Below are 26,984 nucleotides of genomic sequence, written 5' to 3'. Positions count from 1 at the left end.
GACCAGACCAAGGTCATGGACGGCACAATGTGCTCGGTCCTGAGCTGGTACGACAACGAATGGGGCTTCTCCAACCGCATGGCGGATACCGCCGTCGCCATGGGGAAACTCATCTGAAACCGCGGAAGGCGGGGGGCCAGCCCCCCGCACCCCCCGGGATATTTCCACCAAGATAAAGGGAGGACAGGGGCATGGCCCTGATCACGCTGCGGCAATTGCTGGATCACGCGGCCGAACGCGGCTACGGCGTTCCGGCCTTCAATATCAACAATATGGAACAGGCGCTGGCCATCATGGAGGCTGCCGCCGCCTGCGATGCGCCGGTGATCCTGCAGGCCAGCCGGGGCGCGCGCGGCTATGCGGGCGATCTGATGCTGCGGCGCATGGTGGAGGCCTTGGCCGAGACCTGGCCGGGCATTCCGATCTGCCTGCATCAGGACCACGGCAATGACGAGGCGACCTGCATGACGGCGATCCGCCACGGGTTCACCTCTGTCATGATGGACGGCAGCCTGATGGCCGATATGAAGACCCCGGCCCCCTATGACTACAACGTGCAGATCACCGAGCGGGTCGCGCGGATGGCGCATTGGGTGGGTGCCAGCGTCGAGGGCGAGCTGGGCGTTCTGGGCAGCCTTGAGACCGGCGAGGGCGAGGCGGAGGACGGCCATGGTGCGGAAGGCAAGCTGGATCACAGCCAGCTTCTGACCGATCCCGCACAGGCCGAGGATTTCGTGGCGAAGACCGGGGTGGATGCTTTGGCCATTGCCTGCGGCACCAGCCACGGCGCCTACAAGTTCAGCCGCCGCCCCGATGGCGAGATTCTGGCCATGTCGGTGATCGAGGAGATCCACCGCCGCCTGCCCAACACCCATCTGGTGATGCACGGCTCCTCATCCGTGCCGCAGGAATTGCAGAACATCATCAACGAGAACGGCGGCCAGATGCCGCAGACCTTTGGCGTGCCGGTGGAGGAAATCGTCCGCGGCATTCGCCACGGCGTGCGCAAGGTGAACATCGACACCGATTGCCGCATGGCGATGAGCGCCGAATTCCGCCGCATCGCCACAAAGAACCCGCGGGAATTCGACCCGCGCAAGTTCCTGAAACCCGCGATGGACGCCATGGCGCGTCTGTGCCGCGAGCGGTTCGAGGCTTTCGGCACCGCCGGGAATGCCCATCGCATCTCGCCCCTCCCGCTGGACGGGATGGCGAAGCGCTACGCCTCGGGGGCGCTGGCCCCCGTCCCTTCCACATCCAAGGCCGCCTGAGGAGGAGCCCATGACCGAGATGAAGGAAATCCGCGGCACCGAGCGCTATCGCGCGGGGGTGCTGAAATATGCGCAGATGGGCTATTGGGACGGCGATTATGTGCCCAAGGACACCGATCTGCTGGCGCTGTTCCGCATCACCCCGCAGGACGGCGTGGATCCGGTCGAGGCCGCTGCCGCGGTGGCGGGGGAAAGCAGCACCGCCACCTGGACCGTGGTCTGGACCGACCGGCTGACCGCCTGCGACCAGTATCGCGCCAAGGCCTACCGGGTGGACCCGGTGCCGGGCCGGCCGGGCGAATATTTCTGCTATGTCGCCTATGACCTGATCCTGTTCGAGGAAGGCTCCATCGCGAACCTGACCGCCTCGATCATCGGCAATGTCTTCAGCTTCAAGCCGCTGAAGGCCGCCCGGCTGGAGGATATGCGCCTGCCGGTGGCCTATGTGAAAACCTATAAGGGCCCGCCCACGGGCATCGTGGTCGAGCGCGAGCGGCTGGACAAGTTCGGGCGGCCTTTGCTGGGCGCCACGACGAAGCCGAAGCTGGGCCTTTCGGGCAAGAACTATGGCCGGGTGGTTTATGAGGGGCTGAAGGGCGGCCTTGATTTCATGAAGGATGACGAGAACATCAACTCGCAGCCCTTCATGCATTGGCGCGACCGCTTCCTGTATTGCATGGAGGCGGTGAACAAGGCGCAGGCCGAGACGGGCGAGGTGAAGGGCCATTACCTGAACATCACCGCCGGCACGATGGAGGAGATGTATCGCCGCGCCGAATTCGCCAAATCGCTGGGCAGCGTCATCGTGATGATCGATCTGATCATCGGCTATACCGCGATCCAGTCGATCAGCGAATGGTGCCGCCAGAACGACATGATCCTGCACCTGCACCGCGCAGGCCACGGCACCTATACCCGCCAGAAAAACCACGGGATCAGCTTCCGCGTCATCGCCAAATGGATGCGGATGGCCGGGGTGGACCATATCCACGCAGGCACCGCCGTGGGCAAGCTGGAGGGCGATCCGCCCACGGTGCAGGGCTATTACAATGTCTGCCGCGAGATGCGGAACGAGGTGGATCTGGCCCGCGGCATCTATTTCGAACAGGACTGGGCCGATCTGAAGAAGGTGATGCCCGTCGCCTCGGGCGGGATTCACGCGGGGCAGATGCACCAGCTGATCGACCTCTTCGGCGATGATGTGGTGCTGCAGTTCGGCGGCGGCACCATCGGCCATCCGATGGGCATTCAGGCAGGGGCGACCGCGAACCGCGTCGCGCTGGAGGCGATGGTCTTTGCCCGCAACGAGGGCCGCGACCTGAAGACCGAAGGGCCCGAAATCCTGCGCAAGGCGGCCAGGTGGTGCAAGCCGCTGGAAGCTGCCCTCGATACCTGGGGCAACATCACCTTCAACTATACCTCGACCGACACGTCGGACTTCGTGCCGACCCCGGCCGTCAGCTAAGGGAGACCGGAATGCGTATCACTCAGGGCTGTTTTTCGTTCCTGCCGGATCTGACGGACGAAGAGATCACCGTGCAGGTGGAATATTGCCTGCGCATGGGCTGGGCCGTGGGGGTGGAATGGACCCACGATCCCCACCCGCGGAACACCTTCTGGGAGATGTGGGGCAATCCCATGTTCGACCTGAAGGACGCGAAGGGCGTGCTGATGGAGTTGGCCGAGTGCCGCAAGGCGGAGCCCGAGGCCTATATCCGGCTGAACGCCTTCGATTCCACCCGCGGGTTCGAGACGGTGACGATGAGTTTCATCGTCAACCGCCCGAAGGTGGAGCCGGTCATCCGCATGACCCGGCAGGAGGTGGACGGCAGGTCCATCCGCTATACCCATGAGGTGGTGCGCTAGTCTGCACCGCCGCCCGGGGGGCTGTCTGCCCCCCGCAGTGCCGCCCTAGGGGGCGGCACCTCCCCCCGAGGATATTTCTGAACAGATGAAAGGGCATGCCATGGACGGCGACGGGCCGCGGCCGGTGAATCCGCAGACGGTGGACCTGCGGGCGGAGTACGAAAGCTCGGGCGTGCGCGAAGTGCTGGACGAGCTGGAGACGGAGCTGATCGGACTGGCGCCGGTCAAGGCGCGCATCCGCGAGACGGCGGCGCTTTTGCTGGTGGACCGGGCGCGGCGGGGGCTCGGCCTGTCGGGCGAGGTGCCGACGCTGCACATGTCCTTTACCGGCAATCCGGGCACCGGCAAGACCACGGTCGCGCTGAAGATGGCGGGGCTTCTGCACCGCCTTGGCTATGTGCGCAAGGGGCATCTGGTCTCGGTCACGCGGGACGATCTGGTGGGCCAATACATCGGCCATACCGCGCCCAAGACCAAGGAGGTGCTGAAGAAGGCCATGGGCGGTGTGCTGTTCATCGACGAGGCCTATTACCTCTACCGCCCCGACAATGAACGCGATTACGGGCAGGAGGCGATCGAGATCCTGCTGCAGGTGATGGAGAATATGCGCGACGATCTGGTCGTGATCCTTGCCGGATATGCCGACCGGATGGACCGCTTCTTCCAGTCGAACCCCGGCTTCCGCTCTCGCATCGCCCATCATATCGAATTCCCCGACTACTCGGATGCCGAACTGGGGCAGATCGCGGGCACCATGCTGGAGGCGCAGGGCTATCGGCTTTCACCCGAGGCGGAGGCGGTCATGGCGCGCTACATCACGCTCCGCCGCGGACAGCCGCATTTCGCCAATGCCCGGTCGATCCGCAACGCGCTGGACCGCGCGCGGCTGCGGCAGGCGAACCGGCTGTTTCAGGCGGGAGGCTTGGTGGATGCAGGGACCCTGTCCACCATCGAGGCCGCGGATATCGCCGTCAGCCGTGTCTTCACCGGCGGGCTGCTGACGGGGGCGCCGGAATGAAGGCGCTGATCTTCGATGTGGACGGCACTCTGGCCGAAACGGAAGAGCTGCATCGCGCCGGGTTCAACGCGGCCTTTGCGGCGGCGGGTCTGGGCTGGCACTGGGACGTGGAGACCTACCGCCGCCTGCTGACCACCACCGGCGGCAAGGAGCGGATCGCGCGTTATGCCGCCGAGACCGGCGCTGGCGCCGTGCCGGTGGCCGCGCTGCATGCCGAAAAGACCCGCATTTTCGGGGCGCTGATGGCCGCAGGCGGGGAACAGCCCGGCCCTTCGGTCAGCGAGCTTCGCCCCGGCATCCTGCGGCTGATGACAGAGGCGCGGCGCACGGGAATCCTTCTGGCCGTGGCCACCACCACCAGTGCCGCCAATGTCGAGGCTTTGTGCCGCGCCGTATTTGACCAGCCCTCGGCACAGGTGTTCGACGTGGTGGCCGCCGGGGATCAGGTGGCGGAAAAGAAGCCTGCGCCCGACGTCTATCTGCTGGCTTTGCGGCGTCTGGGGCTGCGCGCGGCCGAGGCGGTGGCATTCGAAGACAGCGCGAACGGCGTCCGCGCGGCGCGGGCGGCGGGATTGCCGGTGATCCTGTCCCGCGGGATCTATACCCTGCACGAGGCGGACGCGGGGGCCACGCTGGCGCTGGACTGCTTTTCGCAACTGGGCGGGCTGGAGGGGGTGCGGCGCGCGCTGTCCGTCACGCCTTCGGACGCAGGAGCGCGGTGATCGCGGCGATATCATCGGCGCCCGCCTGCAAGGTGGCGGCGATCAGGGCGCGGTAGCGGGTCAGCACCGACTGCCCCTCGGCGGTCAGATGGGCGCCACCGCCGCCTGCGCCGCCACGGGCACTGGCCACAAGGGGCGCGGTGAAGGCGGCGTTCATCTCCTCGACGAGGCTCCAGGCGCGCTTGTAGCTCATCCCCATGCGGCGGCCTGCAGCGGCGATGCTGCCGGTCTCGGCAATGCCCTCCAGAAGATCGGCCTTGCCCGGTCCCAGCATCAGCCCGCCGGGCAGGTAAAGCCGCAGCCGCAGGCGCAGTTCAGGTGGGAGGTCATCGCTCATCCCCCGCAGTCTTCGGGTAAGCCCGGCGCAGGATCAAGCCCCGGAATGAAGCCCTGCTCCGCACGGCCAGCGGCACATTTTCGCCCGGCGCACAAAAAATTCCCCCATAGGCCCGAAATGCGCTAGCCTCAGGCCTTGTGGCAGATCGGTGGAGGAGCTGCCTTCACAGAAAGGGATGGACGGCATGATACGGCACGTCCGCAGCCATGAGGAAGCCGTGGCCGCCGCGCTGGCGCAGGGGGCGGCGGCGAAATCCTCGATCGTGGCCAGCTGGGCCCGGTCGGCCAATGTGCATGGCCTTGATCCCGCGCGCAAACCCCGCGACGAGCGCCTGACCGAGGGCGAGCTGCGCGCCCTTCACCAGCGCATGGAACCTGTGAGCATTGCCGCCCGCCCCACGCTGGAGCGGCTGTTTCAGGCCGTGGGCGGATTCGGCGCCAGCGTGATTCTCGCCAGCGAGGAAGGTGTGGCGGTGGACCGGCTGGGCAAGCCGTCCGAGGACCGCGATTTTGCCGATGCGGGCCTGTGGACCGGCACCCGCTGGTCCGAATCGGCCGTGGGCACCAATGCCATCGGCACCTGTCTGGTGGAACGCCGCCCGGTGGTGGTGAACCGCGACCAGCATTTCCTGTCGCTGAACATCGAACTGACCTGCATCTCGGCCCCGGTGCATGATGCCAATGGCGATCTGATCGCCGTGCTGGACGTGTCCACCGTGCGCAAGGATCTGGGCGAAGGCTTTGCCGGGCTGATCAGCCATTCCGCCACCGAGGCCGCCCGCAAGATCGAGGCGGACCTGTTCCACGCGCGGTTTCCCAAGGCGCGGATGGTGCTTGTCCCCGGCATAGACCGGGGTCTGGGCGCGCTTCTGGCGGTGGATGCCGACGATCTGGTGATCGGCGCCACCCGGGCCGCGCGGCAGCATCTGGGCCTGTCGGGCGATCTGACAAAGGCGCCGCTGCCGGTGTCGGACCTTCTGGGGGTCGAGGCGCATGTCCGCCCCGAAGACGGCGAACGCGCCGTGATCACCCGGGCGATTGCGCGGGCGGGCGGGAATCTCTCGGCCGCGGCGCGGGCGCTTGGCATCAGCCGCGCAACTTTGCACCGCAAGCTGGGCCGGTCAGAGTAACTTTCTTTCTATCATTCGCACCTCCGACTGTCTCAGTTCTGAGACAGCTTTCGCCGATGCAGCACGAAGGTCGGGGTGACGCAGGGGTCGATAAGCCGCAATCTTCTTTCATGGCCGCCAGGGAGGGTGGCTTCTGGAGGAGATGATCATGACCAAGCACGAGGAATTCGGCCTGTCGGCCGCGCCGTTCAAGACCCGCTATGAAAACTACATCGGCGGTCAGTGGGTGGCCCCGAAATCGGGCCGCTATATGGAGAACATCTCGCCCGTGACCGGCGCGGTGATCTGCGAGGTCGCCCGCTCGGACGCCAAGGATGTCGAAGCCGCGCTGGACGCCGCCCATGCCGCCCGCCGCCGCTGGGCCGCCACCAGCGCGACCGAGCGGTCGAACATCCTGCTGAAGATCGCCGACCGGATCGAGCAGAACCTTGAAGCCATCGCCATTGCCGAAACCTGGGACAACGGCAAGCCGCTGCGCGAAACGATGGCCGCCGACATCCCGCTGACCATCGACCACTTCCGCTATTTCGCCGGGGCCATCCGCGCGCAGGAAGGCTCGATCGGGCAGATCGACGATGACACCGTGGCCTATCACTTCCACGAACCTCTGGGTGTCGTCGGCCAGATCATCCCGTGGAACTTCCCGATCCTGATGGCGGCATGGAAGCTGGCTCCCGCTCTGGCCGCGGGCAATTGCGTGGTGCTGAAGCCCGCGGAACAGACCCCGGCCTCGATCCTGTATCTGATGTCCTTCATCGAGGACCTGCTGCCGCCGGGGGTTCTGAACATCGTCAACGGCGTCGGCGAAGAGGCGGGCGCCGCCCTGTCGTCCAGCCCGCGGATCGCCAAGATCGCCTTCACCGGATCGACCCCGGTGGGCAAGATGATCATGAAGGCCGCCGCCGACAACCTGACCAACATCACGCTGGAACTGGGCGGCAAGTCGCCGAACATCTTCTTCGAAGACGTGATGGACGAAGACGACGACTATTTCGACAAGGCGCTGGAAGGCTTCACCATGTTCGCCCTGAATCAGGGCGAGGTCTGCACCTGCCCGTCGCGGGCGCTGGTCCATGAAAAGATCTACGACCGTTTCATGGAACGCGCGCTGAAGCGGGTGGATGCCATCGTGGCGGGCGACCCGCGGGTCGGCAACACCATGATCGGCGCGCAGGCCAGCCAGGAGCAGTTCGACAAGATCACCGGCTATCTGGACATCGGTCGCAAGGAAGGCGCCAAGGTTCTGGCCGGCGGCTCGGCCCAGAACTTCAACGGCGACATCTCGAAAGGCTTCTACGTCCAGCCGACGGTCTTCGAAGGCAACAACAAGATGCGCGTCTTCCAGGAAGAGATCTTCGGGCCGGTCGTCTCGGTCACGACGTTCAAGACCGCGGACGAAGCCATCGAGATCGCCAATGACACGGTCTTTGGTCTGGGCGCGGGCGTCTGGTCGCGCAATGCGAACACCGCCTATCGTGCGGGCCGCGCCATCGAGGCGGGCCGGGTCTGGACCAACTGCTACCACCTCTATCCAGCAGGTGCAGCCTTCGGCGGCTACAAGCAGTCCGGCATCGGGCGTGAAACCCACAAGATGATGCTGGATCACTATCAGGAAACCAAGAACCTGCTGGTCAGCTACAATCCGAAGAAGCTGGGCTTCTTCTGATCCTGCAAGACTCCCGGCCGGAGGCCTTCCTCCTCCCCCTGCGTTCTCTGGCCGAACAGGCCCCCGTCGCAAGACGGGGGCCTTTGCCATTACGTCCGGGGGCTCTCAGCGGGCGGGCCGCCGCATCAGCAGGGCCAGCGGAATGGCCGCCAGCGTCACCCACATCATCAGCCAGAAGTCGTCGACGTAGGAAATCATCGCCGCTTGTGCATTCACCAGCTGGTCCAGCGTGGCCAAAGCCGAGGCATTGCCCGCTGCGGCCGCCGGGCTGGCCTGCTGCAGCACCGGGTTGAACGGGCTGATCGACGCCGCAAGTTCGGCATGGTTGACCTGCACGTTCCGCGTCAGCAGGACCGAGACCAGAGAGATCCCGATGGAAGAGCCGATGTTGCGCACAAGGCTGAAAAGGCTGGTCGCATCGGCGCGAAACTTCGGGTCCAGCGTGGCAAAGGCCACCGTGGACAGTGGCACGAAGACCAGTCCAAGCCCCAACCCTTGGGTGACGCCGGACCGGATCACCGGCCAGGCATCCATCTGCGGGGTGAACCCCGTCATCTCCCACAGCGACAGCGCGGTCAGCGACAGGCCGGTGACAACCAGAAGCCGCGGGTCCACCACCCGGACAAGCCGCCCGACGAGCAGCATCGAGATCATCGTCCCCACCCCGCGTGGCGCCATGACAAGGCCGGTCGTGACCACCGGATAGCCGAAGATCTTGGACAGCATCGGCGGCAGCAGTGCCAGCGAGGACAGCAGCAGCACCCCGATCACGAAGATGAACACAAGACCCGTGGCAAAGTTGCGGTCGGCAAAGATCGCCGGATCCAGAAAGGGCTTGTCCGTGGTCATGATATGGACCGCGAACATCCACAGCCCCGCCGCGGTCAGCACGGTATAGACCCAGATTTCCCCGGCAGCGAACCAGTCCACCTCGGCCCCGCGGTCCAGGATCATCTGCAAGGCGCCGATGCCCAGGGCCAGAAGCCCAAAGCCGATCATGTCGAACCGGCGCAGCCGCCGCGCGCTGCGCGGCAGGAAGGCGGCACAGCCCAGAAAGGCCAGGATGCCCACCGGCAGGTTGATGAAGAACACCCAGCGCCAGTTGAAACTTTCGGTCAGCCAGCCGCCCAGGGTGGGCCCGATGATCGGGCCGACCATGATCCCCGCGCCCCACATCGCCATGGCTTGCCCGGCCTTCTCGCGGCTGTTGATGTCCAGAAGGAAGGTCTGCGACAGCGGCACGATGGCCGCGCCGAACAGGCCCTGCATCAGGCGGAAGCCCACCATGGACGGCAGGCTCCATGCCAGACCGCAGGCCACCGAGGTGGCAACGAAGCCGACGATGGAGACCAGAAACAGCTCGCGCCGGCCAAAACGGTCGGAGAGCCAGCCGGTCAGCGGCGTGGCGATGGCCGCGGCCACGATATAGCTGGTCAGCACCCAGTTGATCGTGTCCTGCGAGGCGCCCAGATCGCCCGTCATCGACGGCAGCGCCACATTGGCAATCGTGGTGTCCAGCACCTGCATGATCGTGGCCAGCATGATGGCCAGCGTGATCAGGCCCTTGTGCCGGACCTGAGGCTCGGAAGCGGCGGGCACAGCCGCGGCGGAAGCGGTGGCCATGGCATCACCTTACTCGGCAGCCATGGCGGCCATGATCCCGGCATCCTGTCCGGTTTCCACCGTCACCTCGGCCGAGAGGCCGGTGGCCAGCCCGCTGACCCGGGCGGGATCGTCCAGACGGATGCGCACCGGCACCCGCTGCGTGACCTTCACCCAGTTGCCGGTGGCATTCTGCGCGGGCAGCAGCGAGAATTCGGCCCCCGTGCCTGCGCCGATCGCCTCGACCGTGCCGTGCAGCGGCTGGCCCGGCAAGGCATCGAAGGTAATTTCGGCCCGCTGGCCCGCGGCCATATCCGCAAGCTGGGTTTCCTTGAAATTCGCCTCGACCCAGACCTCACCGGTCTCGACCAGCGCGAAGACCGCGGTTCCGGCCGCCACCATCGCCCCGGGGCGGAAACTGGCGGCCTGCGTCACGATACCGTCCGCGGGCGCGGTTACCGTGGTCACCGACAGGTTGTAGCGGGCGCGGTCCAGTTCGGCCAAAGCGGCCGCAACGGCGGGATGACTGTCGGTCGCGGCATCGGGATCGCCCCCCAGCGCGGCCCGGGCCGCACCCGCGGTCATGGCGGCCACGGCCGACTGTTCCTCGGCCTGAAGGGCGGCGTGACGGGCATCGTCCAGATCGGTCACGGCGGCAACACCCCGTTTCGCAAGGGCTTCCTTGCGGTCCGACTCATGACGCAGATAGGCCGCATTGTCGGCGGTCAGCTTTTCCTGCGCCAAAGCCTGCGCATAGGCGGCCTTCAACTGCTCGACCTGCAGCCGCGCGGCCGCGACCGCAGCCTCGGCCTGGGTGACGGCCAGTTGATAGGGTTCCGGGTCCACCCGAAACAGCAGGTCGCCCGCCTTCACATGCTGAAGCTCGGTCACCGCCACCTCGACCACGCGGCCCCCGATGGTGGGGGCGATGGACAGCCGCGCTTGGCGCAGCTGGGCGTTTTCAGTGCTCTCGCTGCCACCGCCAGCAAACCACAGATAGCCCGCACCAGCGGCCAGCGCGAGCGGCACGGCCAGAATCAGCGCAAGACGGCGGGGGGATTTGCGGGCGGGGGCTGCGGCGGCAGGCGCCGCCACAGCAGGGGCAGCCGCGGCAGGGGCGGCGGGAAGTTCGGGAATGTCACTCATGATTACGGCTCGGCAAAGGCGGCCGGAGCGGGAGCGGCGGTCGCAAGGGTTTCGATGATCGTCACCAGCGCATGCTGCAGCTGGCGGCGCTGGTCGTCGTTCAGGCGAACCAAAGCTTCGTCAAAGACTTCATGCGCAATGCTGCGCACGCTGTCGGCCACCGCGGCGGCCTTGTCGGTATGGCGCACCAGACGGGCGCGGCGGTCATCGGGATGCGGAATGCGCTGCACCCAGCCCCCCGCCTCCATCCGGTCGACCAGACGCGATACGCTCATCGGTTCGACATCCAGACGGTCGGCCAATGCGGCCTGCGTCATCGGCCCTTCGTGAAAGCTCAGCGCCAGAAGGCGCCATTGCGTCGCCGAAAGCCCATGACAGGCCGTCCGCTCTTCAAACCGGCGGCGGATACCGCGTGAGGCATCGTGCAACAATTGACCAAGACGCTCGATTCTGTGTTCCATGCCCTATGGATATAATAACCATAGTTACTATTCAATCTGGAATGGTAACTATGGATACAATAATCATGCACATGACCTGTGCATTTGCGGAATTGCCCGGTTTTTGGGCAATACGCATTTTCCCGGCGCGCAAAGCGCCCGCCTTCCGTTGCCTTGACCGCAGGCCGCGCCCATCCTGCGGCGGAATGACCGGAGGATACATGACGGCACTTGCCCCGATGCAGACCGCGAGGGCCCCGATGCAGCGCAGCCGGGGCGAAGCGGCCGTGTCCCTGCGCACGCACGGGGCGCGCACGGTGCTGGCCGGCCTGCGCCAGCAGGGCAATGCCAAGGCGATCCTGCCGCATGCAGGCACGGTGCCGGAAGTCGTGTTCCTGAACACCTCGGGCGGGCTGACCGGCGGGGACCGGCTGTCCTACCGGCTGGATTTGGGCGCCGGATGCAGGGCCGTGGCGATGACCCAGACGGCCGAACGCGCCTATCGCGCCGGGGACGGGCAGGCGCAGGTGGACATCGCGCTGACGGTGGGTGCGGGCGGCTGGCTGGACTGGCTGCCGCAGGAGACCATCCTCTTCGACCGCTCTGCCCTGTCGCGGCGCACGCGGATCAGCCTTGCCCCCGGCGCGGGCTGCCTGATGCTGGAATCGGTGGTGCTGGGCCGCAGTGCCATGGGCGAAACCCTCGAAGACCTGACCTTCCGCGACCGGCGCGAGGTCTGGCGCGACGGCACGCCTGCACTGGTGGAGGCGGTGGTGCTGGACCGTGCCGCGCTGACCGGTGGCCGGGCCGTGCTGGACGGATCGCGCGCCTTTGCCACGATTGCACTGGTGTCGCAGGACGCGACCGATGCGCTGGCGCCCCTGCGCGCCGTTCTGGATGAACCGGGGGTCGAGGCTGCAGCTTCGGCCTTCGACGGGAAACTGGTCTGCCGGATGCGGGCGGGGGATGGGTGGCCGATGCGCCGTCAGATCGTCCGCGCGCTGGCGGTCCTGCGGCGCGCGAAAGCCCCGCGCGTCTGGCAAACACTGGAGAGACTGGCATGAACCTGACCCCACGGGAAAAGGACAAGCTCCTCGTCAGCCTTGCGGCCATGGTGGCGCGCGGGCGGCTGGCGCGGGGGGTAAAGCTGAACCACCCCGAGGCGGTGGCGCTGATCACCGATTTCGTGGTGGAGGGCGCGCGCGATGGCCGCTCGGTCGCAGAGCTGATGGAGGCCGGCGCCCATGTCATCACGACCGAGCAATGCATGACGGGCATCCCCGAGATGATCCATTCCGTGCAGGTCGAGGCCACCTTTCCGGACGGCACCAAGCTGGTGACCGTCCATCACCCGATCCGCCACGCCATCCTGTAAGGGGACCCCATGGCCCGCATCCTTGCCGTCTCCCTTGCCCTGCCCGCGCCCGCCGTGCCGCGGGTCCTGCATGTCTTCTTTCGCCGGGGGCAGAAATGATCCCCGGTGAAATCTTTCCGGCCGAGGGCGACCTGATCCTGAACGCAGGCGCCGAAGTGACCGTCTTGACAGTATCGAACACCGGCGACCGTCCGGTGCAGGTGGGCAGCCACTACCATTTTGCAGAAACGAACCCCGGGCTGGATTTCGACCGGGAGGCCGCCCATGGCAAGCGGCTGGACATTCCCGCCGGAACCGCCGTCCGTTTTGAATCGGGGCAAACGCGCGAGGTGGCGCTGGTGCCGCTGTCCGGCGCCCGGACGGTCTATGGTTTCAACGCGCGTGTGATGGGAACGCTCTGATGGCACATATCATCTCTCGCGGCACCTATGCCGACATGTATGGCCCCACCACGGGCGACCGTGTGCGCCTTGGCGATACCGAGATCATCATCGAGGTGGAGCGTGACCTGATCGCCGAACGCACGGGCGCGGCGACCAAGGGCGCCAATGGCCCGGTTTACGGCGAAGAGGTGAAGTTCGGCGGCGGCAAGGTCATCCGCGACGGAATGGGCCAGTCGCAGCTGACGCGCGCGCAGGGCGCGATGGATACGGTCATCACCAATGCGCTGATCCTGGACTATACCGGGATCTACAAGGCGGATGTCGGCCTGCGCGACGGGCGGATCGCCAAGATCGGCAAGGCGGGCAATCCCGACACCCAGCCGGGCGTTGACGTGATCGTCGGCCCGGGGACCGAGATCATTGCGGGTGAAGGCCGCATCCTGACCGCGGGCGGCATGGATGCCCATATCCACTTCATCGCGCCGCAACAGATTGACGATGCGCTGCATTCCGGGCTGACCACCATGCTGGGCGGCGGCACGGGACCGGCCCATGGCACGCTGGCCACCACCTGCACCCCCGGCCCGTGGCATCTGATGCGGATGTTTCAGGCCGCCGATGCCTTTCCGATGAACCTGGCCTTCGCGGGCAAGGGCAATGCTTCGCTTCCCGCCGCGCTGGAGGAACAGGTCCGCGCCGGGGCGTCCTGCCTGAAGCTGCATGAAGACTGGGGCACCACCCCCGCCGCCATCGACTGCTGCCTGACCGTGGCGGATGCGATGGATGTGCAGGTGATGATCCACACCGACACGCTGAACGAAAGCGGCTTTGTGGAAAACACGCTGGCCGCCATCCGGGGCCGCACCATTCACGCCTTCCACACCGAAGGCGCGGGCGGCGGCCATGCGCCGGATATCATCAAGGTGGTCGGCAGCCAGAACGTCCTGCCCAGTTCGACCAATCCGACGATGCCCTATACGGTGAACACCATCGAAGAGCATCTGGACATGCTGATGGTCTGCCACCACCTGGACCGCCGCGTGCCAGAGGATGTGGCCTTTGCCGAAAGCCGCATCCGGCGCGAAACCATCGCGGCCGAGGATATCCTGCACGATATGGGGGCGTTCTCGGTCATCTCCTCGGACAGTCAGGCCATGGGCCGGGTGGGTGAGGTGATCACCCGGACATGGCAGACCGCCCACAAGATGAAGGTCCAGCGCGGCCGCCTGCCAGAGGAGCAGGGCGCGAACGACAATGTCCGCGCCAAACGCTATGTGGCGAAATACACCATCAACCCCGCCATCGCGCACGGGTTGTCGCAGCACATCGGCAGCATTCAGGAAGGCAAACGCGCCGATCTGGTGCTGTGGTCCCCCGCCTTTTTCGCGGCCAAGCCGGAAATGGTGCTGATCGGCGGCGTGATCGTCGTGGCACAGATGGGCGACCCCAATGCCTCGATCCCGACGCCGCAGCCGGTGCATACGCGGCCGATGTTCGGCGCCTTTGGCCGCAGCGTGGAGCGGAATGCGGTAATCTTCACCTCCAAAGCCGGGTATGAGGCGGGGATCAGGGACAGCTACGCTCTGGCCAAGGACCTGCTGCCGGTAGAAAACACCCGCGACATCGGCAAGCGCGACATGAAGCTGAACGACCTGACCCCCATCATCGAAGTGGACCCAGAAACCTATGAGGTGCGGGCCGACGGTGTGCTTCTTACCTGTGAACCCGCCACCGAGCTGCCTTTGGCACAACGGTATTTCCTGTTCTGACGGAAAGGGTTGAGGCAGACGCAATGCCGGTATTCGGTCAGCATGGTTGCCGTTTTTGCTGCACTGCGGCATTGTGGCTTCAGGGAGGGAACGAACCGAAAGGGGATTCCCATGTCGTCTTCAAAATCGCTCTGGACCCGTCTGGTCGCCATCGCCGAGCAACGGTCGGACTTCAAGGCACTGTCGCGGCTGTCACAGCAGTCGGACGCGGAACTGGCCGCGCGCGGCGTCACCCGCCTGGGCGAGATGCAGCGCATTCTGGGCGCGCGCGCCTACTATTGACCTTCCGCGCCGCGGGCGGGAAGGTTCGGCATGGCTGATCTTCCCCCCGCCCGCTCTGTTCTGAAATCCGCGCCCGACCGGGTGTATGATCTGGTCGTTCTGACCTATGACGAACGGCTGATGCGCCGCAAACGTCTGGTCACCGTCCATGACGAAGGGTTTCTGGTCGATCTGCCCGCCGTCACCAATCTGGATGACTATTGGGGCTTTCTGCTGCTGGACGGCCGCGCGGTGCAGGTCGTGGCGGCGGAAGAGCAGCTGATCGAGATCACTGGCGCGGACTTGTTGCGCTATGCCTGGCACATCGGCAACCGCCACACCCCCTGCCAGATCGAGCCGCGGCGGCTGCTGATCCGGGCCGATCATGTGCTGGAGGATATGTTGCGGGGGCTTGGCGCCAGCCTGACCCCGGTTTCCGAACCCTTCACCCCCGAAGGCGGCGCCTATGGCCATGGCCGGACGATGGGGCATTCTCATGGTCCGGAGAACCACCCGGCGCCGCATTCCCATCCGCAGGCCCATGGTCTGGAGCAGGCAGCTGAGCCGGATTTCGGCTGGCATCACCACGGCGACGGGCATCTGCATTATCACCCTCCGGTCAAGCCCGAGGTGGCGACAGAGATGCCCGCCCTGCCCTACGGCCATCGCGAAGCGAAGTGAGCGGCCGCCTTGCGTTGATCCAGTGGCTTTCCCCGGCGTTTCCGACCGGGGCTTTTGCCTGTTCCCACGGGCTGGAGCAGGCGATTGCCGATGGCACCATCCGCACCGCCACCGATTTTGCCGATTGGCTGCACGGGGTTCTGGCCCATGGCGCGGGCTGGCAGGATGCGGTCCTTCTGTCGCTGACCCTGCGGCCCGGGGCCGATCCGGCGGCACTGGCCGCACTGGCGCGGGCGCTCACCCCTTCGGCCGAGCGGCTGGCCGAGACGCTGGACCAAGGCACCGCCTTTGCCCGCACCGTTTCTGCCCTGACCGGGCGCGCGGTGGCCGCTGCGCCGCTGCCGGTGGCGATCGGGCAGGCCGCGGCCCCGCTGGATCTGCCCGCGGAGGAGGTGATCGGGCTGGCATTGCAGGCCTTTGCCTCCAACCTCGTGACCGTGGCCACCCGCGCGGTGCCTCTGGGCCAGACCGCGGGTCAGGCCGTTCTGGCGGGCCTTCTGCCGCTGATCGCCACGCTGGCCGCCCGCGCCGCCACGGCGGGCGAGGATGATCTGGGCAATGCCGCCATCGCCGCCGACCTGCAGTCGATGCGGCATGAGACTCTGGACGTAAGGATTTACCGGACATGACCTCTCCCAACGGCCCCTTGCGGGTGGGAATCGGCGGCCCCGTCGGCGCGGGAAAGACCACGCTGACCGAGCAACTCTGCCGCGCGCTGGCGCATCGCTGCGACATGGCGGTGATCACCAATGACATCTACACGCGGGAGGATGCCGATTATCTGGTCCGCGCGCAGGTCCTGCCCGAGGCACGCATCCGCGGGGTGGAGACGGGCGGCTGCCCGCATACCGCCATCCGCGAGGATGCCAGCATCAACCTTGCCGCCGTGGCCGATCTGAACCGCGCCTTTCCGGCGCTGGACCTGATCCTGATCGAATCCGGTGGCGACAATCTGGCCGCCACCTATTCGCCGGAGCTGGCCGATCTGACGATCTACGTCATTGACACCGCCGCCGGGCAGGACATTCCGCGCAAACGCGGGCCGGGGCTGGCAAAGTCCGACCTGCTGGTCGTGAACAAGACCGATCTTGCCCCGCATGTGGGCGTGGACCTTGCGCTGCTGGAGGAAGACACCCGCCGCGCCCGCGGGCCGCGCCCCTATGTCATGGCCCGTTTGCGGCAGGGCACGGGCGTAGAGGAAATCGTGGCCTTTCTGGAACGCGATGGCGGTCTGATGCTGGCGCCGGGCTGAAACCCGCATCTTTCGTGTATTTTTGTAAATCATGACAATGGTTTACACGAAAATCTGTCGCACCCCGGCTTGACACAGATCAACGCCGGGATGCCGCAACGGGCGCAAGGCTCGGGCCGCAAACAAAAGTGCGAGACCCGATATGAAGACCCTTCTCCCCGCCGTTCTGGCCTGCCTGATCGCCGCCCCCGCTCTTGCGCAGGAAGCCGGACAATTCACCATCGGCCTTGGCGTCGGACTGGTGCAGCCGAAAGATGACAACGGCATCGTCGCGGGCGGCACGACAGAGATCGGCAACAGCACCCGCCCCACCGTGACCTTCGAATATTTCCTGCGCGACAATCTGGGGCTGGAGGTTCTGGCCGCAACCCCGTTCAAGCACGATATCCGGATCGGCGGCACCTCGATCGGGTCGACGAAACAGCTGCCACCCACCGTCTCGTTGAACTGGCACTTCCCGACGGGCGGGGCGATCACGCCCTTCGTGGGCGTCGGCCTCAACTACACCACCTTCTTCGAGGACCGTTCGCCTCTGGGCGATTTGAAGATCAAGGACAGCTGGGGCCTTGCCGCCCATCTGGGCGCCGATTTCGCGGTGAATGACAAGGCCGCCGTCCGGCTGGACCTGCGCTATATCGACATCAACAGCGACGTGTATCTGAACGGCACCAAGGTCGGGGAGGTCGAGGTGAACCCGCTGGTCGCAGGCGTATCCTATGTCCTGACGTTCTGATCCCGGGTTCATCCCGCCATGATCCCTCGGGAACCGCAGGACCAAAGGGGCGCGGGCCAACCGCGCCCCGCTTTCGTTTCCGCGCCCGATTTCGCGGCAGATCAGACACGATTGCCGCTTTCATCGTCAAAATTCCGGGCCGCGCGCCACGGACGCTTCCTTTCAGGCCCGCGCGCGGAAAGAATGGGCGGGAAAAAAGGGACCGGACCGCGCGCATGTCGATCAAGGCCAGCATCTACCACCTGACCCATTACATCTATGACCGGCCGGTCCGCCTTGGCCCGCAGATCATCCGGCTGCGCCCGGCCCCGCACAGCCGCACGCGCGTGATCTCGCACAGTCTGAAGATCTCGCCCGGCGGGCATTTCGTGAACCACCAGCAGGACCCCTACGGCAACTGGCTGGCCCGCTTCGTCTTTCCCGAACCGGTGAAGGAACTGAAGATCGAGGTCGATCTGGTGGCCGACATGACGGTCTACAATCCCTTCGATTTCTTCGTTGAGGAATCGGCCGAGGAATGGCCCTTCGACTATCCGCTGGATCTGCAGGACGACCTGTCGATCTACCGCAAGGCCGATCCGATGGGGCCGGAGCTGGAGGCCTATATGGCCACCATCCCGCGCAAGAAGGCGCGGACGGTGGATTTCGTGGTGGGGTTGAACCGCGATCTGGCCAATCACATCAAATATCTGATCCGGATGGAGCCGGGGGTGCAGACGCCCGAGCAGACGCTGGCGCTGGCCGCCGGATCCTGCCGGGACAGCAGCTGGCTTCTGGTCAACATGCTGCGCCATCTGGGCTTTGCCGCGCGCTTCGTCTCGGGCTATCTGATCCAGCTGAAGCCCGATCTGAAAGCGCTGGACGGCCCCTCCGGCACCGAGGTGGATTTCACCGACCTGCATGCCTGGGTCGAGGTCTATCTGCCCGGCGCGGGCTGGATCGGCCTGGACCCGACCTCGGGCCTTCTGGCGGGGGAAAGCCATATCCCGCTGGCCGCAACCCCGCATTACCGCAATGCCGCGCCGATTTCGGGTGGGTATTTCGGACAGGCCGAGGTCAGCTTTGACTTCGACATGAAGGTGTCGCGGGTGGCGGAGCACCCCCGCATCACCAAACCCTTCAGCGATGAAAGCTGGGACGATCTGAACGCGCTTGGCAAGAAGGTCGATCAGGCGCTGCAGGCGGGCGATGTGCGGCTGACCATGGGGGGCGAGCCGACCTTCGTGTCGATCGACGATTTCGAGGCGGCCGAATGGAACACCGCCGCCGTCGGCCCCACCAAGCGCGACCGCGCCGATGTGCTGATCCGCAAGCTGCGCGACCGTTTCGCCCCCGGCGGCTTCCTGCATTACGGGCAGGGCAAATGGTATCCGGGCGAGACGCTGCCGCGCTGGACCTTCAGCCTGTACTGGCGCCGTGACGGCCAGCCGGTCTGGCAGAACCCCGAACTGATCGCCGCCGAAGGGGTGGATCAGGGCGCCACGACCTTGCAGGCGCAGGAGCTGCTGCGGGAAATCGCGGTCGAACTGGAACTGCCCGAGGACAACATCCTGCCCGCCTACGAAGACCCGGCCGAATGGCTGGTGAAAGAGGCGCAGCTGCCGGACAACGTCACGCCTGAAAACTCCAAGCTGAAAGACCCCGAGGCGCGGCACCGGCTGGCGCAGGTGTTTGACCGCGGACTGACCAATCCCACCGGCTTTGTGCTGCCGGTGCAGCCGTGGATGGGCCGTGACGGGCGGCGGAAGTGGTATTCCGAACGCTGGCGGCTGCGGCGCGGCAAGGTGTTCCTTGTGCCGGGCGACAGCCCCGTCGGCTATCGTATCCCGCTGAACAGCCTGCCCTATCTGACCCCGGCGCAATATCCCTATGTGAACCCGGCGGACCCGACCGTCGACCGCGCCCCCCTGCCCGAGCCGGAAAAGATCGACCCCAACCGCAAGACCCAGCCTATGGCCTCTTTCGTGGCCAATGCGCCCGTGCAGGTGATGCCGGGCCAGTCGGTGGCCGAGGTGGAAGGCTTTGTCCGCACCGCTTTGACGGTGGAGCCGCGCGAGGGGCGGCTCTGCATCTTCATGCCGCCTGTCACCAATCTGGAAGATTACATCGACCTGCTGCATGTGGCCGAAAGTGCCGCGGCCCGGCTGGGGCTGAAGGTGCATGTCGAAGGCTATCAGCCGCCGCAGGACCCCCGGCTGAACGTGATCCGCGTGGCCCCCGATCCCGGCGTGATCGAGGTGAACATCCATCCCGCCACGTCATGGGAGGATTGCGTGGCCATCACCCAGGGCGTCTATGAGGATGCGCGCGACAGCCGCCTTTGCGCCGAAAAGTTCATGATCGACGGCAAACACACGGGCACCGGCGGCGGCAACCATGTGGTGGTCGGCGGCGCCACCACGCTAGACAGCCCGTTCCTGCGCCGGCCTGACCTGCTGAAGTCGCTGATCCTGCATTGGAACCGCCAGCCTTCGCTCAGCTACCTGTTCTCGGGCCTGTTCATCGGCCCGACCTCTCAGGCGCCGCGGATCGACGAGGCGCGGCATGATGCGCTGTATGAGCTGGAAATCGCGCTGAGCCAGATCCCCGCCCCGGGCGAGGGGATGATCCCGATGCCGTGGCTGACGGACCGGCTGCTGCGGAACCTGCTGACCGACGTCACCGGCAACACCCACCGGGCGGAAATCTGCATCGACAAGCTTTACTCCCCGGATGGCCCCACGGGGCGGCTGGGGCTGGTGGAATTCCGCGGGTTCGAGATGCCGCCGGATGCCCGCATGTCGCTGGCCCAGCAACTGCTCCTGCGGGCGCTGATCGCGCGGTTCTGGGCCAATCCGGCCCGCGGCGACCTGACCCGCTGGGGCACCGCGCTGCATGACCGCTTCATGCTGCCGCATTACGTCTGGGAAGATTTCCTCGACGTGCTGCGCGACCTGCGCGAGCATGGCTTTGATCTGAAAGAGGAATGGTTCGTCGCGCAGGGCGAGTTCCGCTTCCCCTTCTGCGGCGAGGCCGAATATCAGGGCGCGCATCTGGAACTGCGGCAGGCGCTGGAGCCGTGGCATGTGCTGGGCGAAACCGGCGCCATCGGCGGAACGGTGCGCTACACCGACAGCTCGACCGAGCGGCTTCAGGTCAAGCTGACCGCGGCCGAGACGAACCGCTATACCGTCACCTGCAACGGGCGCGAGGTGCCCTTGGCGCAGGTCTCTCCGGGCGTTTCGGTGGCGGGCGTGCGGTTCAAGGCCTGGCAACCCGCCAGCGCGATGCACCCCACCCTGCCGGTGCAGGCGCCGCTGACCTTTGACATCTACGACCGCTGGTCGGGCCGCGCCATCGGCGGCTGCACTTATCACGTCGCCCATCCGGGCGGGCGCAATTACGACACCTTCCCCGTCAATGGCAACGAGGCCGAGGCCCGGCGTCTGGCCCGGTTCCAGCCGAACGGCCACCGCGCGGGCACCTTCTGGCAACCCGCGACCGAACGCCGGTCGGCCGAATTCCCGATGACGCTTGACCTCCGGCGCCCGATCGGCGTCTGATCCGGTTTGATCAAACGCCCGCCTTTCGGGCGGAGGAAGCGATGGCCGGCGAGGGGACCGAAGGAATGGAGGAGACGCGCGTGCCCGCACCGCGCGGATATGTGCGCCAGCCCGGCATCCCGGACGAGATGATCGGCCCGGACGGCACGGTCCGGCCGCTGTGGCGCGGGCTGGCCGCGGCATTGGCGCGCGCCTCATCCCATGAGATGGAACTGCGCCGGGCGCGGGCCGACCAGTATCTGCGCGATTCCGGGGTGTTCTACCGGCAATATGGCGCGGGCAGCTCGGACGAACGGCCGTGGCCGCTGTCGCCGGTGCCGGTTCTGGTCGGGCAAGAGGACTGGGACCGGCTGACCCCCGGCCTGATCCAGCGGGCTGAGCTGCTGGAGCGGCTGATGGCCGATCTGTATGGCCCGAACCGCATGGTGGCGGGCGGCCACCTGCCGCCGGAACTGGTGGCGGCCAATCCCGAATGGCTGCGCCCCATGGTGGGGGTGGCGCCGCGGTCTGGGCATTACCTGCATTTTCTGGCGTTTGAGATCGGCCGCGGCCCGGACGGCAACTGGTGGGTACTGGCCGACCGCGCTCAGGCCCCTTCGGGCGCGGGCTATGCGCTGGAAAACCGCGTCGCCACCAGCCGCGCGTTTTCCGAGCTTTACTCGACCGGCAACATCCATCGTCTGGCCGGATTCTTCCGCGATTTCCGCAACAGCCTGTTGCAGGCGGGAGAGGACAACGAAAGCCGCGTGGTCATCCTGACCCCCGGGCCGATGAATGAAACCTATTACGAACACGCCTATATCGCCCGCTATCTGGGCTTTACCCTTGTGCAGGGCGAGGATCTGACGGTGATCGACGGGCGGGTGCATGTCCGCACCGTCTCGGGCCCGCGCCCGGCCGAGGTTTTGTGGCGGCGGCTGGATTCCACCTATGCCGACCCTGTGGAGCTGGACCCGGCCTCGCAGATCGGCACGCCCGGGCTGGTCTCTGCCCTGCGCGCGGGCGGGATGACGATGATCAACTCGCTGGGATCGGGCGTGCTGGAGACGCGGGCGCTGATGGCCTTTCTGCCGCGGCTGGCGCCGATCCTGACCGGCAAGCCGCTGATCCTGCCCAATATCGCCACATGGTGGCTGGGCGGCGCGGCAGAACGGGCGGCGCTGCTGGCCGATCCGGCAAACCGGGTGCTGTCGCGCGCCATGGCAACCGGCGCCCCCTTCGACCATCAGGGGGAACTGGGTCTGGCCGCCGCGTTGCCGCCCGGCCTTCTCGCCGAACGGCTGGCCGCCACCGGGCCGCGGCTGGTCGCGCAAGAGGTGGTGCAGTTGTCCACCACCCCCACGCTGGTGGAAGGGCGGCTTCTGCCGCGCCCCATGACGATGCGGGTGTTTCTGGCGCGGGTGCAGGGCGAATGGCGGGTGATGCCCGGCGGCTTTGCCCGGATCGGTGCCAGCCCGGACCCCGCCGCCATTGCCATGCAACGCGGCGGATCGACCGCCGATGTCTGGGTCGTCAGCCCCGGGCCGGTGCCCGAAGTCTCGCTCTCGGCGCCGGCCTCGGTGCCCTATCGCCGGGTGACGCCGGGCGCCCTGCCCGCGCGCGCCGCCGACAACCTGTTCTGGCTGGGCCGCTATGTCGAACGGACCGAGGCTTCGGTGCGCCTCTTGCGCGCCTGCCATGTGCGGCTGGCCGAAAGCGGTGCCACCGCGCGCCCGCTACTGCGGGCGATCCGGCCCTTGCTGGATTTCAACGGGGTGGACCCGGACAAGGGCATTCCACCCGGCCTTCTGAACACCTTGTCGGCGGCCTTTGCCACGGCGGGCCGGGTGCGGGACCGGTTTTCCCCCGATGCCTGGTCGGCTCTGGCCGATATTGACAAGACCGCCCGGCGGATGGCCGCACGGGTGACGCCCGGCGACGATGCGGCGCGCGCGCTGTCCGCACTGTTGCGCAAGCTGGCCGGGATCAGCGGTCTTGTGAACGAGAACATGTATCGTTTCATGGGCTGGCGCTTCCTGTCCCTTGGCCGCCAGCTGGAACGCGCCATGGGCATGACCGCGGGTCTGGCCCATCTGGCGGACCCCGCCATGCCCGAAGGCGCGCTGGATATGGCGGTAGAGCTGGGGGACAGCGTCATGACCCACCGGCGCCGCTTTGCCGTCTCCACCAGCCGTGACACGGTGGTGGATCTTCTGGCGCTGGACGGGGCAAACCCGCGGTCCGTGCGCCATCAAGTGGACGGGATGGTGGAACAGGTGGCCCATCTGCCCGGCACCCAGGGGGAAAGCACGATCTCCCCCCTCTTGGCGCAGGTGCGGCAGATTCAGCTGGAGCTGGAAGCGGGGCGGCCCGAGGCGCTGACCACCAACGCTCTGTGGCTGATCCGGTCGCGGCTGGCCACCTGGTCCGATCACCTGACGGGGACCTACTTCCGCTGATGGATTACACGCTGCGCCTTGAAATCCGCTACCGCTTTCAACGCCCCTCCGGCGGCGGGCGGCAGATCGTGCGGGTGATGCCTGCCACCCTGCCCGGACGGCAGCTGGTGAAATCCTGCCGTCTGGCGATCCAGCCCGCCCCGCTGGAGGAACACGGGTTCACCGACTTTTTCGGCACCGGCGCGGTCGAGGTGGTGCTGCCCGCCGGGCTGCGCGATCTGAGCGTGGTGATGGCGGCAGAGGTGGATCGCCGCCCCATCCCGTCGGGGCCGGATGCCTCGCCCCCGCTGTCCGCTTTGCCCGGGGAACTGGCTGCGGTGCTGGATGTGTCCGGCGACAGCCCGCATCATTTTCTGTCGCCCTCGCCCCGGATACCGGATGTGGGCGAGATCTGCGCCTTTGCGCTGACCGCCACCGCAGGTGCCGCCACCGCGGTCGAGGTGATCGAGCAGCTGGGTCTGGCCCTGCACGAGGCGATGGCCTTCGACGCCGACGCGACCGAAGTGGACACACCGGTGGCCGAGGCTTTTGCCGGCCGAAAGGGCGTATGCCAGGACTTTGCCCAGATCATGATTGCGGGCCTGCGCCATCTGGGCGTGCCCGCGGCCTATGTCGCGGGCTATCTGCGCACCCTGCCCCCGCCCGGCAAGCCGCGGCTTCAGGGGGCCGATGCCATGCACGCCTGGGTGCGCGCCTGGGCCGGGCACCAGACGGGCTGGATCGAATATGATCCCACCAATGCCTGCCGGGTGGATACCGACCATATTGTCGTGGGCTATGGCCGCGACTATGGCGATGTGGCCCCGGTGACAGGATCCCTGCGGCTGGAAGGCGGACAGCAGGGATCCCACAGCGTGGACATCGCCGAAGCCTAGCGGCGGGCGCATCGGGAATCCCGCGGTTGCGCGGCTGGCAGGGGTCAGGCAAACCTGATGCCGCACCATTCATCGAGAGAGGATTTCATGCGCGCCGTTGCCCTGCTTTTATGTCTTGCCCTGCCCGCCCCGGCGCTGGCCGATGAGGTCAGCGACGCCCTGTCCGAGGCGCTGGCCGCCTATGAGGCCGGCGATCTGAACACCACATCCGCCCGGATGATCACGGCGCAGAAGGCGCTTCAGACGCAATTGACGGCCAAGCTGGCCGCCTTTCTGCCCGCCGCGCCAGAGGGCTGGACGCTGAGCCAGAACACCGACACGGTGGACGGCATGGCAATGATGGGCATGGCGGGTGTGCTGATCGAAGGCGTCTATGCCGATGCCGCGGGCAACAGCTTTACCCTGACCCTGACGGCGGACAGCCCGCTGGTTCTGTCCATGGCGGGGATCCTAGGCAATCCCCAGATGATGGCCATGATGGGCAAGGTCACCAAGGTCGGCGGCCTGGACATGCTGGATCAGGAGGGCAGTCTTTCGGCCCTGATCGCCAACCGCGTGCTGGTGCAGGCGCAGGGCATGGATTCTGCAGCCATGGTGCCGGTTCTGGCGGCCATCGACTTCGACGCTCTGGCGACCTTCGACAAGTAAGGGGCGACGGGGCCGCCTCTCCGGCGGCCCCGGCCCGCATCAATGCGCGGGCGGCTGGTTCAGGTTGCCCAGCAGAAGATCACGCCCGGCATAGATCCCCTCGACCGTTTGCACCGCAAACCGTTCCCGGTCGCGCTGCAACACGCCTTCGATCAGCTCTTCCGCCTCTTCATCGCTGGCGCCCAGACGGATCACCGCCTCGCGCCCCATGGCGACGGCGCTTTCAAAAGTCTCGCGGATCTGCCAGTCCGCACCCTTCGCCACCAGTTCCAGCGCATGGCCGCGGTCAAAGGCGCGGGCCAGCACGGGGATCATGGGGAATTCGTGCTTCAGCATCTCGACGATGCGGGTCGTCGTCTCGGCCTTGTCGGTGGCTACCACGATCAGCCGCGCATGGCCCGCGCCTGCCGCATGCAGGATGTCCAGCCTTGTGCCGTCGCCATACCAGACCTTGAAGCCGAAACTTTCGGCGGCGCGGATCATGTCGGTATCCGTCTCGATGGCGGAAATGCTGTGCCCGCGCGCCAGCAGGGGCTGGCTGACGATCTGGCCCACACGGCCGAAGCCGATGATCAGCACCGGCGCCGACAGCGCCTCGGGTATCTCTACCCCCTCCATGTCTTCGGTCACCATGCGGCGGCCAAAACGGTCATGGAGGATGACCATCAGCGGGGTCAGCACCATCGAGATGATGATGATCGCGGTGAGGTTTGCGTTCCATTCCGGCTCCAGAATACCGAACTGGGTGGCGCTGGCGTAGAGCACAAAGGCGAATTCGCCGCCCTGCGCCATCAGGACGGCACGTTCCACCGCCTCGGACCGGGGCGCGCGGGTCAGGCGGGCGACACCGTAGATCACCAGCATTTTCAGGATCATGAAGGCCGGCACACTGATGACGATCACCGCCCAGTTCGCGGCGATGATATTCAGGTCCAGCGCCATGCCGACACCCAGGAAGAAAAGTCCAAGAAGAAGGCCCCGGAACGGCTCCACATCCGCCTCCAGCTGATGGCGGAAGCTGGATTCGGACAGGAGCACCCCGGCCAGGAACGCCCCCATGGCCATGGACAGCCCGCCCGCCTGCATCAGGACCGCCGCCCCCAGAACCACCAAAAGCGCCGCCGCCGTCATCACCTCGCGCGCGCCGAACCGGGCCAGCAGGCGGAACATCGGGTCCAGAAGGTAGCGTCCCGCCACCACCAGCGCGGCAATGGCCCCAAGGCCAAGCGCGACGGACCACAGCCGGTCCGCCAGCGTGGCGCTTTCGCCGCCCGGCGCCAGAAAAGCCACCAGCGCCAGCAAGGGCACGATGGCCAGATCCTCCAGCAACAGGATGGCGATGATCCGCCGCCCGGGGGGCGTGCCCATCTGGCGCCGCTCCTCCAGCATCTGCATGACGATGGCGGTTGAGGTCAGAACGAAGCCGGTGCCCGCGACGAAACTCGCCTCCATCGGATATCCCAGAGCCCAGCCCACCCAGGCCAGCGCCACGATGGCCAGCCCGACCTGAAGCGCGCCCAGCCCAAAAATCTCGGCCCGCATCGACCAGAGGCGCGAGGGCTGCATCTCCAGCCCGATGATGAACAGGAACAGCACGACGCCCAATTCAGCCACATGGATGATGGCCTGCGCATCGCTGAAAAAGCCCAGCCCGTAAGGCCCGATCGCCAGACCCGCGGCAAGATATCCCAGCACAGACCCGAGGCCGATCCGCCGGAACAACGGCACCGCAACGACCGAAGCGGCCAGAAGGACCACCACCGCCACCAGATCGACGCCGCCACCGTGATGGGCCACGGTCTCGGCCGCCGCTGTCACTTCACCCGCCAT

The 26,984-nt window shown here is 66.5% G+C and carries 25 protein-coding genes and 1 pseudogene; 21 read left to right on the top strand and 5 right to left on the bottom strand.

Going from position 1 to position 26,984, the window contains the following annotated elements; genetic code table 11:
• The 6 genes and pseudogenes from ACO2Q5_RS22535 to ACO2Q5_RS22510 all read left to right on the top strand — a co-directional run.
• A pseudogene (locus tag ACO2Q5_RS22535) lies at positions 1 to 117 on the top strand (erythrose-4-phosphate dehydrogenase); the annotation flags it as partial.
• 74 nt (positions 118 to 191) lie between these two features.
• Entirely contained in the window at positions 192 to 1,271 is a 1,080-nt protein-coding gene (gene fba, locus ACO2Q5_RS22530; protein ID WP_423295273.1) for a class II fructose-bisphosphate aldolase, read from the top strand.
• Positions 1,272 to 1,281: 10 nt separating this feature from the next.
• On the top strand, positions 1,282 to 2,736 hold the full coding sequence (locus ACO2Q5_RS22525; RefSeq protein WP_423295271.1) for a form I ribulose bisphosphate carboxylase large subunit: 1,455 nt from the start codon (positions 1,282 to 1,284) through the stop codon (positions 2,734 to 2,736).
• Positions 2,737 to 2,747: 11 nt separating this feature from the next.
• Positions 2,748 to 3,137, top strand: coding sequence for a ribulose bisphosphate carboxylase small subunit (locus ACO2Q5_RS22520; RefSeq protein ID WP_423295269.1), 390 nt, complete (start codon positions 2,748 to 2,750; stop codon positions 3,135 to 3,137).
• Between the two features lie 85 nt (positions 3,138 to 3,222).
• Positions 3,223 to 4,155: a CbbX protein gene (gene cbbX, locus ACO2Q5_RS22515; protein ID WP_423295267.1), complete on the top strand. Its 933-nt coding sequence runs from the start codon at positions 3,223 to 3,225 to the stop codon at positions 4,153 to 4,155.
• Positions 4,152 to 4,877: an HAD-IA family hydrolase gene (locus tag ACO2Q5_RS22510; RefSeq protein WP_423295265.1), complete on the top strand. Its 726-nt coding sequence runs from the start codon at positions 4,152 to 4,154 to the stop codon at positions 4,875 to 4,877. The genes cbbX and ACO2Q5_RS22510 overlap by 4 nt, the downstream gene beginning before the upstream one ends.
• On the opposite strand, the gene ACO2Q5_RS22505 is transcribed toward ACO2Q5_RS22510, so the two are convergent.
• Positions 4,849 to 5,214: a winged helix-turn-helix domain-containing protein gene (locus tag ACO2Q5_RS22505; RefSeq protein ID WP_423295263.1), complete on the bottom strand. Its 366-nt coding sequence runs from the start codon at positions 5,212 to 5,214 to the stop codon at positions 4,849 to 4,851. The two genes, ACO2Q5_RS22510 and ACO2Q5_RS22505, sit on opposite strands and share 29 nt — an antisense overlap.
• Positions 5,215 to 5,398: 184 nt before the next feature.
• Between ACO2Q5_RS22505 and ACO2Q5_RS22500 the strand changes: the two genes are divergently transcribed.
• Both ACO2Q5_RS22500 and ACO2Q5_RS22495 read left to right on the top strand, forming a co-directional pair.
• Positions 5,399 to 6,343, top strand: a complete 945-nt coding sequence (locus tag ACO2Q5_RS22500; RefSeq protein WP_423295261.1) for a GAF domain-containing protein — start codon at positions 5,399 to 5,401, stop codon at positions 6,341 to 6,343.
• Between the two features lie 148 nt (positions 6,344 to 6,491).
• The gene (locus ACO2Q5_RS22495) at positions 6,492 to 8,009 is read left to right on the top strand and encodes an aldehyde dehydrogenase family protein (RefSeq protein WP_423295259.1); all 1,518 of its coding nucleotides are present in this window, start codon (positions 6,492 to 6,494) and stop codon (positions 8,007 to 8,009) included.
• Positions 8,010 to 8,114: 105 nt separating this feature from the next.
• On the opposite strand, the gene ACO2Q5_RS22490 is transcribed toward ACO2Q5_RS22495, so the two are convergent.
• Genes ACO2Q5_RS22490 through ACO2Q5_RS22480 form a run of 3 tightly spaced genes read right to left on the bottom strand, consistent with a single transcriptional unit; the run spans position 8,115 to position 11,218 of the window.
• Positions 8,115 to 9,632, bottom strand: a complete 1,518-nt coding sequence (locus ACO2Q5_RS22490) for a DHA2 family efflux MFS transporter permease subunit (protein ID WP_423295257.1) — start codon at positions 9,630 to 9,632, stop codon at positions 8,115 to 8,117.
• A 9-nt stretch (positions 9,633 to 9,641) separates the two neighbouring features.
• Positions 9,642 to 10,757: an HlyD family secretion protein gene (locus ACO2Q5_RS22485; protein WP_423295255.1), complete on the bottom strand. Its 1,116-nt coding sequence runs from the start codon at positions 10,755 to 10,757 to the stop codon at positions 9,642 to 9,644.
• Between the two features lie 2 nt (positions 10,758 to 10,759).
• The gene (locus ACO2Q5_RS22480; protein WP_423295252.1) at positions 10,760 to 11,218 is read right to left on the bottom strand and encodes a MarR family winged helix-turn-helix transcriptional regulator; all 459 of its coding nucleotides are present in this window, start codon (positions 11,216 to 11,218) and stop codon (positions 10,760 to 10,762) included.
• Positions 11,219 to 11,418: 200 nt separating this feature from the next.
• Between ACO2Q5_RS22480 and ACO2Q5_RS22475 the strand changes: the two genes are divergently transcribed.
• The 13 genes from ACO2Q5_RS22475 to ACO2Q5_RS22415 all read left to right on the top strand — a co-directional run bounded on the left by ACO2Q5_RS22475 (position 11,419) and on the right by ACO2Q5_RS22415 (position 25,154).
• Positions 11,419 to 12,261, top strand: coding sequence for an urease accessory protein UreD (locus ACO2Q5_RS22475; RefSeq protein ID WP_423295250.1), 843 nt, complete (start codon positions 11,419 to 11,421; stop codon positions 12,259 to 12,261).
• Complete coding sequence (locus ACO2Q5_RS22470) at positions 12,258 to 12,572, top strand: urease subunit gamma (RefSeq protein WP_423295248.1); 315 nt, start codon at positions 12,258 to 12,260, stop codon at positions 12,570 to 12,572. Before ACO2Q5_RS22475 ends, ACO2Q5_RS22470 begins: the two co-directional genes overlap by 4 nt.
• A gap of 95 nt (positions 12,573 to 12,667) precedes the next feature.
• Positions 12,668 to 12,973 (top strand): urease subunit beta, encoded by a 306-nt coding sequence (locus ACO2Q5_RS22465; protein WP_423295246.1) that lies wholly within the window; start codon positions 12,668 to 12,670, stop codon positions 12,971 to 12,973.
• A complete protein-coding gene (gene ureC / locus ACO2Q5_RS22460) occupies positions 12,973 to 14,724 on the top strand; it encodes an urease subunit alpha (RefSeq protein ID WP_423295243.1) in 1,752 nt (583 codons plus the stop codon). Before ACO2Q5_RS22465 ends, ureC begins: the two co-directional genes overlap by 1 nt.
• Before the next feature lie 111 nt (positions 14,725 to 14,835).
• The gene (locus ACO2Q5_RS22455) at positions 14,836 to 15,006 is read left to right on the top strand and encodes a hypothetical protein (RefSeq protein ID WP_423295240.1); all 171 of its coding nucleotides are present in this window, start codon (positions 14,836 to 14,838) and stop codon (positions 15,004 to 15,006) included.
• 30 nt (positions 15,007 to 15,036) lie between these two features.
• Positions 15,037 to 15,666: an urease accessory protein UreE gene (locus ACO2Q5_RS22450; RefSeq protein ID WP_423295238.1), complete on the top strand. Its 630-nt coding sequence runs from the start codon at positions 15,037 to 15,039 to the stop codon at positions 15,664 to 15,666.
• Complete coding sequence (locus ACO2Q5_RS22445; protein WP_423295236.1) at positions 15,663 to 16,295, top strand: urease accessory protein UreF; 633 nt, start codon at positions 15,663 to 15,665, stop codon at positions 16,293 to 16,295. The genes ACO2Q5_RS22450 and ACO2Q5_RS22445 overlap by 4 nt, the downstream gene beginning before the upstream one ends.
• A complete protein-coding gene (gene ureG / locus ACO2Q5_RS22440) occupies positions 16,292 to 16,918 on the top strand; it encodes an urease accessory protein UreG (RefSeq protein ID WP_423295234.1) in 627 nt (208 codons plus the stop codon). The genes ACO2Q5_RS22445 and ureG overlap by 4 nt, the downstream gene beginning before the upstream one ends.
• Before the next feature lie 142 nt (positions 16,919 to 17,060).
• Positions 17,061 to 17,651, top strand: a complete 591-nt coding sequence (locus tag ACO2Q5_RS22435) for an OmpW/AlkL family protein (protein WP_423295232.1) — start codon at positions 17,061 to 17,063, stop codon at positions 17,649 to 17,651.
• Between the two features lie 215 nt (positions 17,652 to 17,866).
• On the top strand, positions 17,867 to 21,193 hold the full coding sequence (locus ACO2Q5_RS22430; protein WP_423295230.1) for a DUF2126 domain-containing protein: 3,327 nt from the start codon (positions 17,867 to 17,869) through the stop codon (positions 21,191 to 21,193).
• Positions 21,194 to 21,234: 41 nt separating this feature from the next.
• Positions 21,235 to 23,631: a circularly permuted type 2 ATP-grasp protein gene (locus ACO2Q5_RS22425; RefSeq protein WP_423295228.1), complete on the top strand. Its 2,397-nt coding sequence runs from the start codon at positions 21,235 to 21,237 to the stop codon at positions 23,629 to 23,631.
• Positions 23,631 to 24,506: a transglutaminase family protein gene (locus tag ACO2Q5_RS22420; protein ID WP_423295226.1), complete on the top strand. Its 876-nt coding sequence runs from the start codon at positions 23,631 to 23,633 to the stop codon at positions 24,504 to 24,506. Before ACO2Q5_RS22425 ends, ACO2Q5_RS22420 begins: the two co-directional genes overlap by 1 nt.
• Positions 24,507 to 24,593: 87 nt before the next feature.
• A complete protein-coding gene (locus tag ACO2Q5_RS22415; RefSeq protein ID WP_423295224.1) occupies positions 24,594 to 25,154 on the top strand; it encodes a hypothetical protein in 561 nt (186 codons plus the stop codon).
• Positions 25,155 to 25,193: 39 nt separating this feature from the next.
• Here the strand turns inward: ACO2Q5_RS22415 and ACO2Q5_RS22410 are convergent, their stop codons facing one another.
• The gene (locus ACO2Q5_RS22410) at positions 25,194 to 26,984 is read right to left on the bottom strand and encodes a monovalent cation:proton antiporter-2 (CPA2) family protein (protein WP_423295222.1); all 1,791 of its coding nucleotides are present in this window, start codon (positions 26,982 to 26,984) and stop codon (positions 25,194 to 25,196) included.

The organism is Neotabrizicola sp. VNH66, from assembly GCF_049445895.1.
Lineage (GTDB): Bacteria > Pseudomonadota > Alphaproteobacteria > Rhodobacterales > Rhodobacteraceae > Pseudogemmobacter.
The sequence above is the reverse complement of the archived record's forward strand: the minus strand, read 5'-3'. Positions and strand labels throughout refer to the sequence as shown.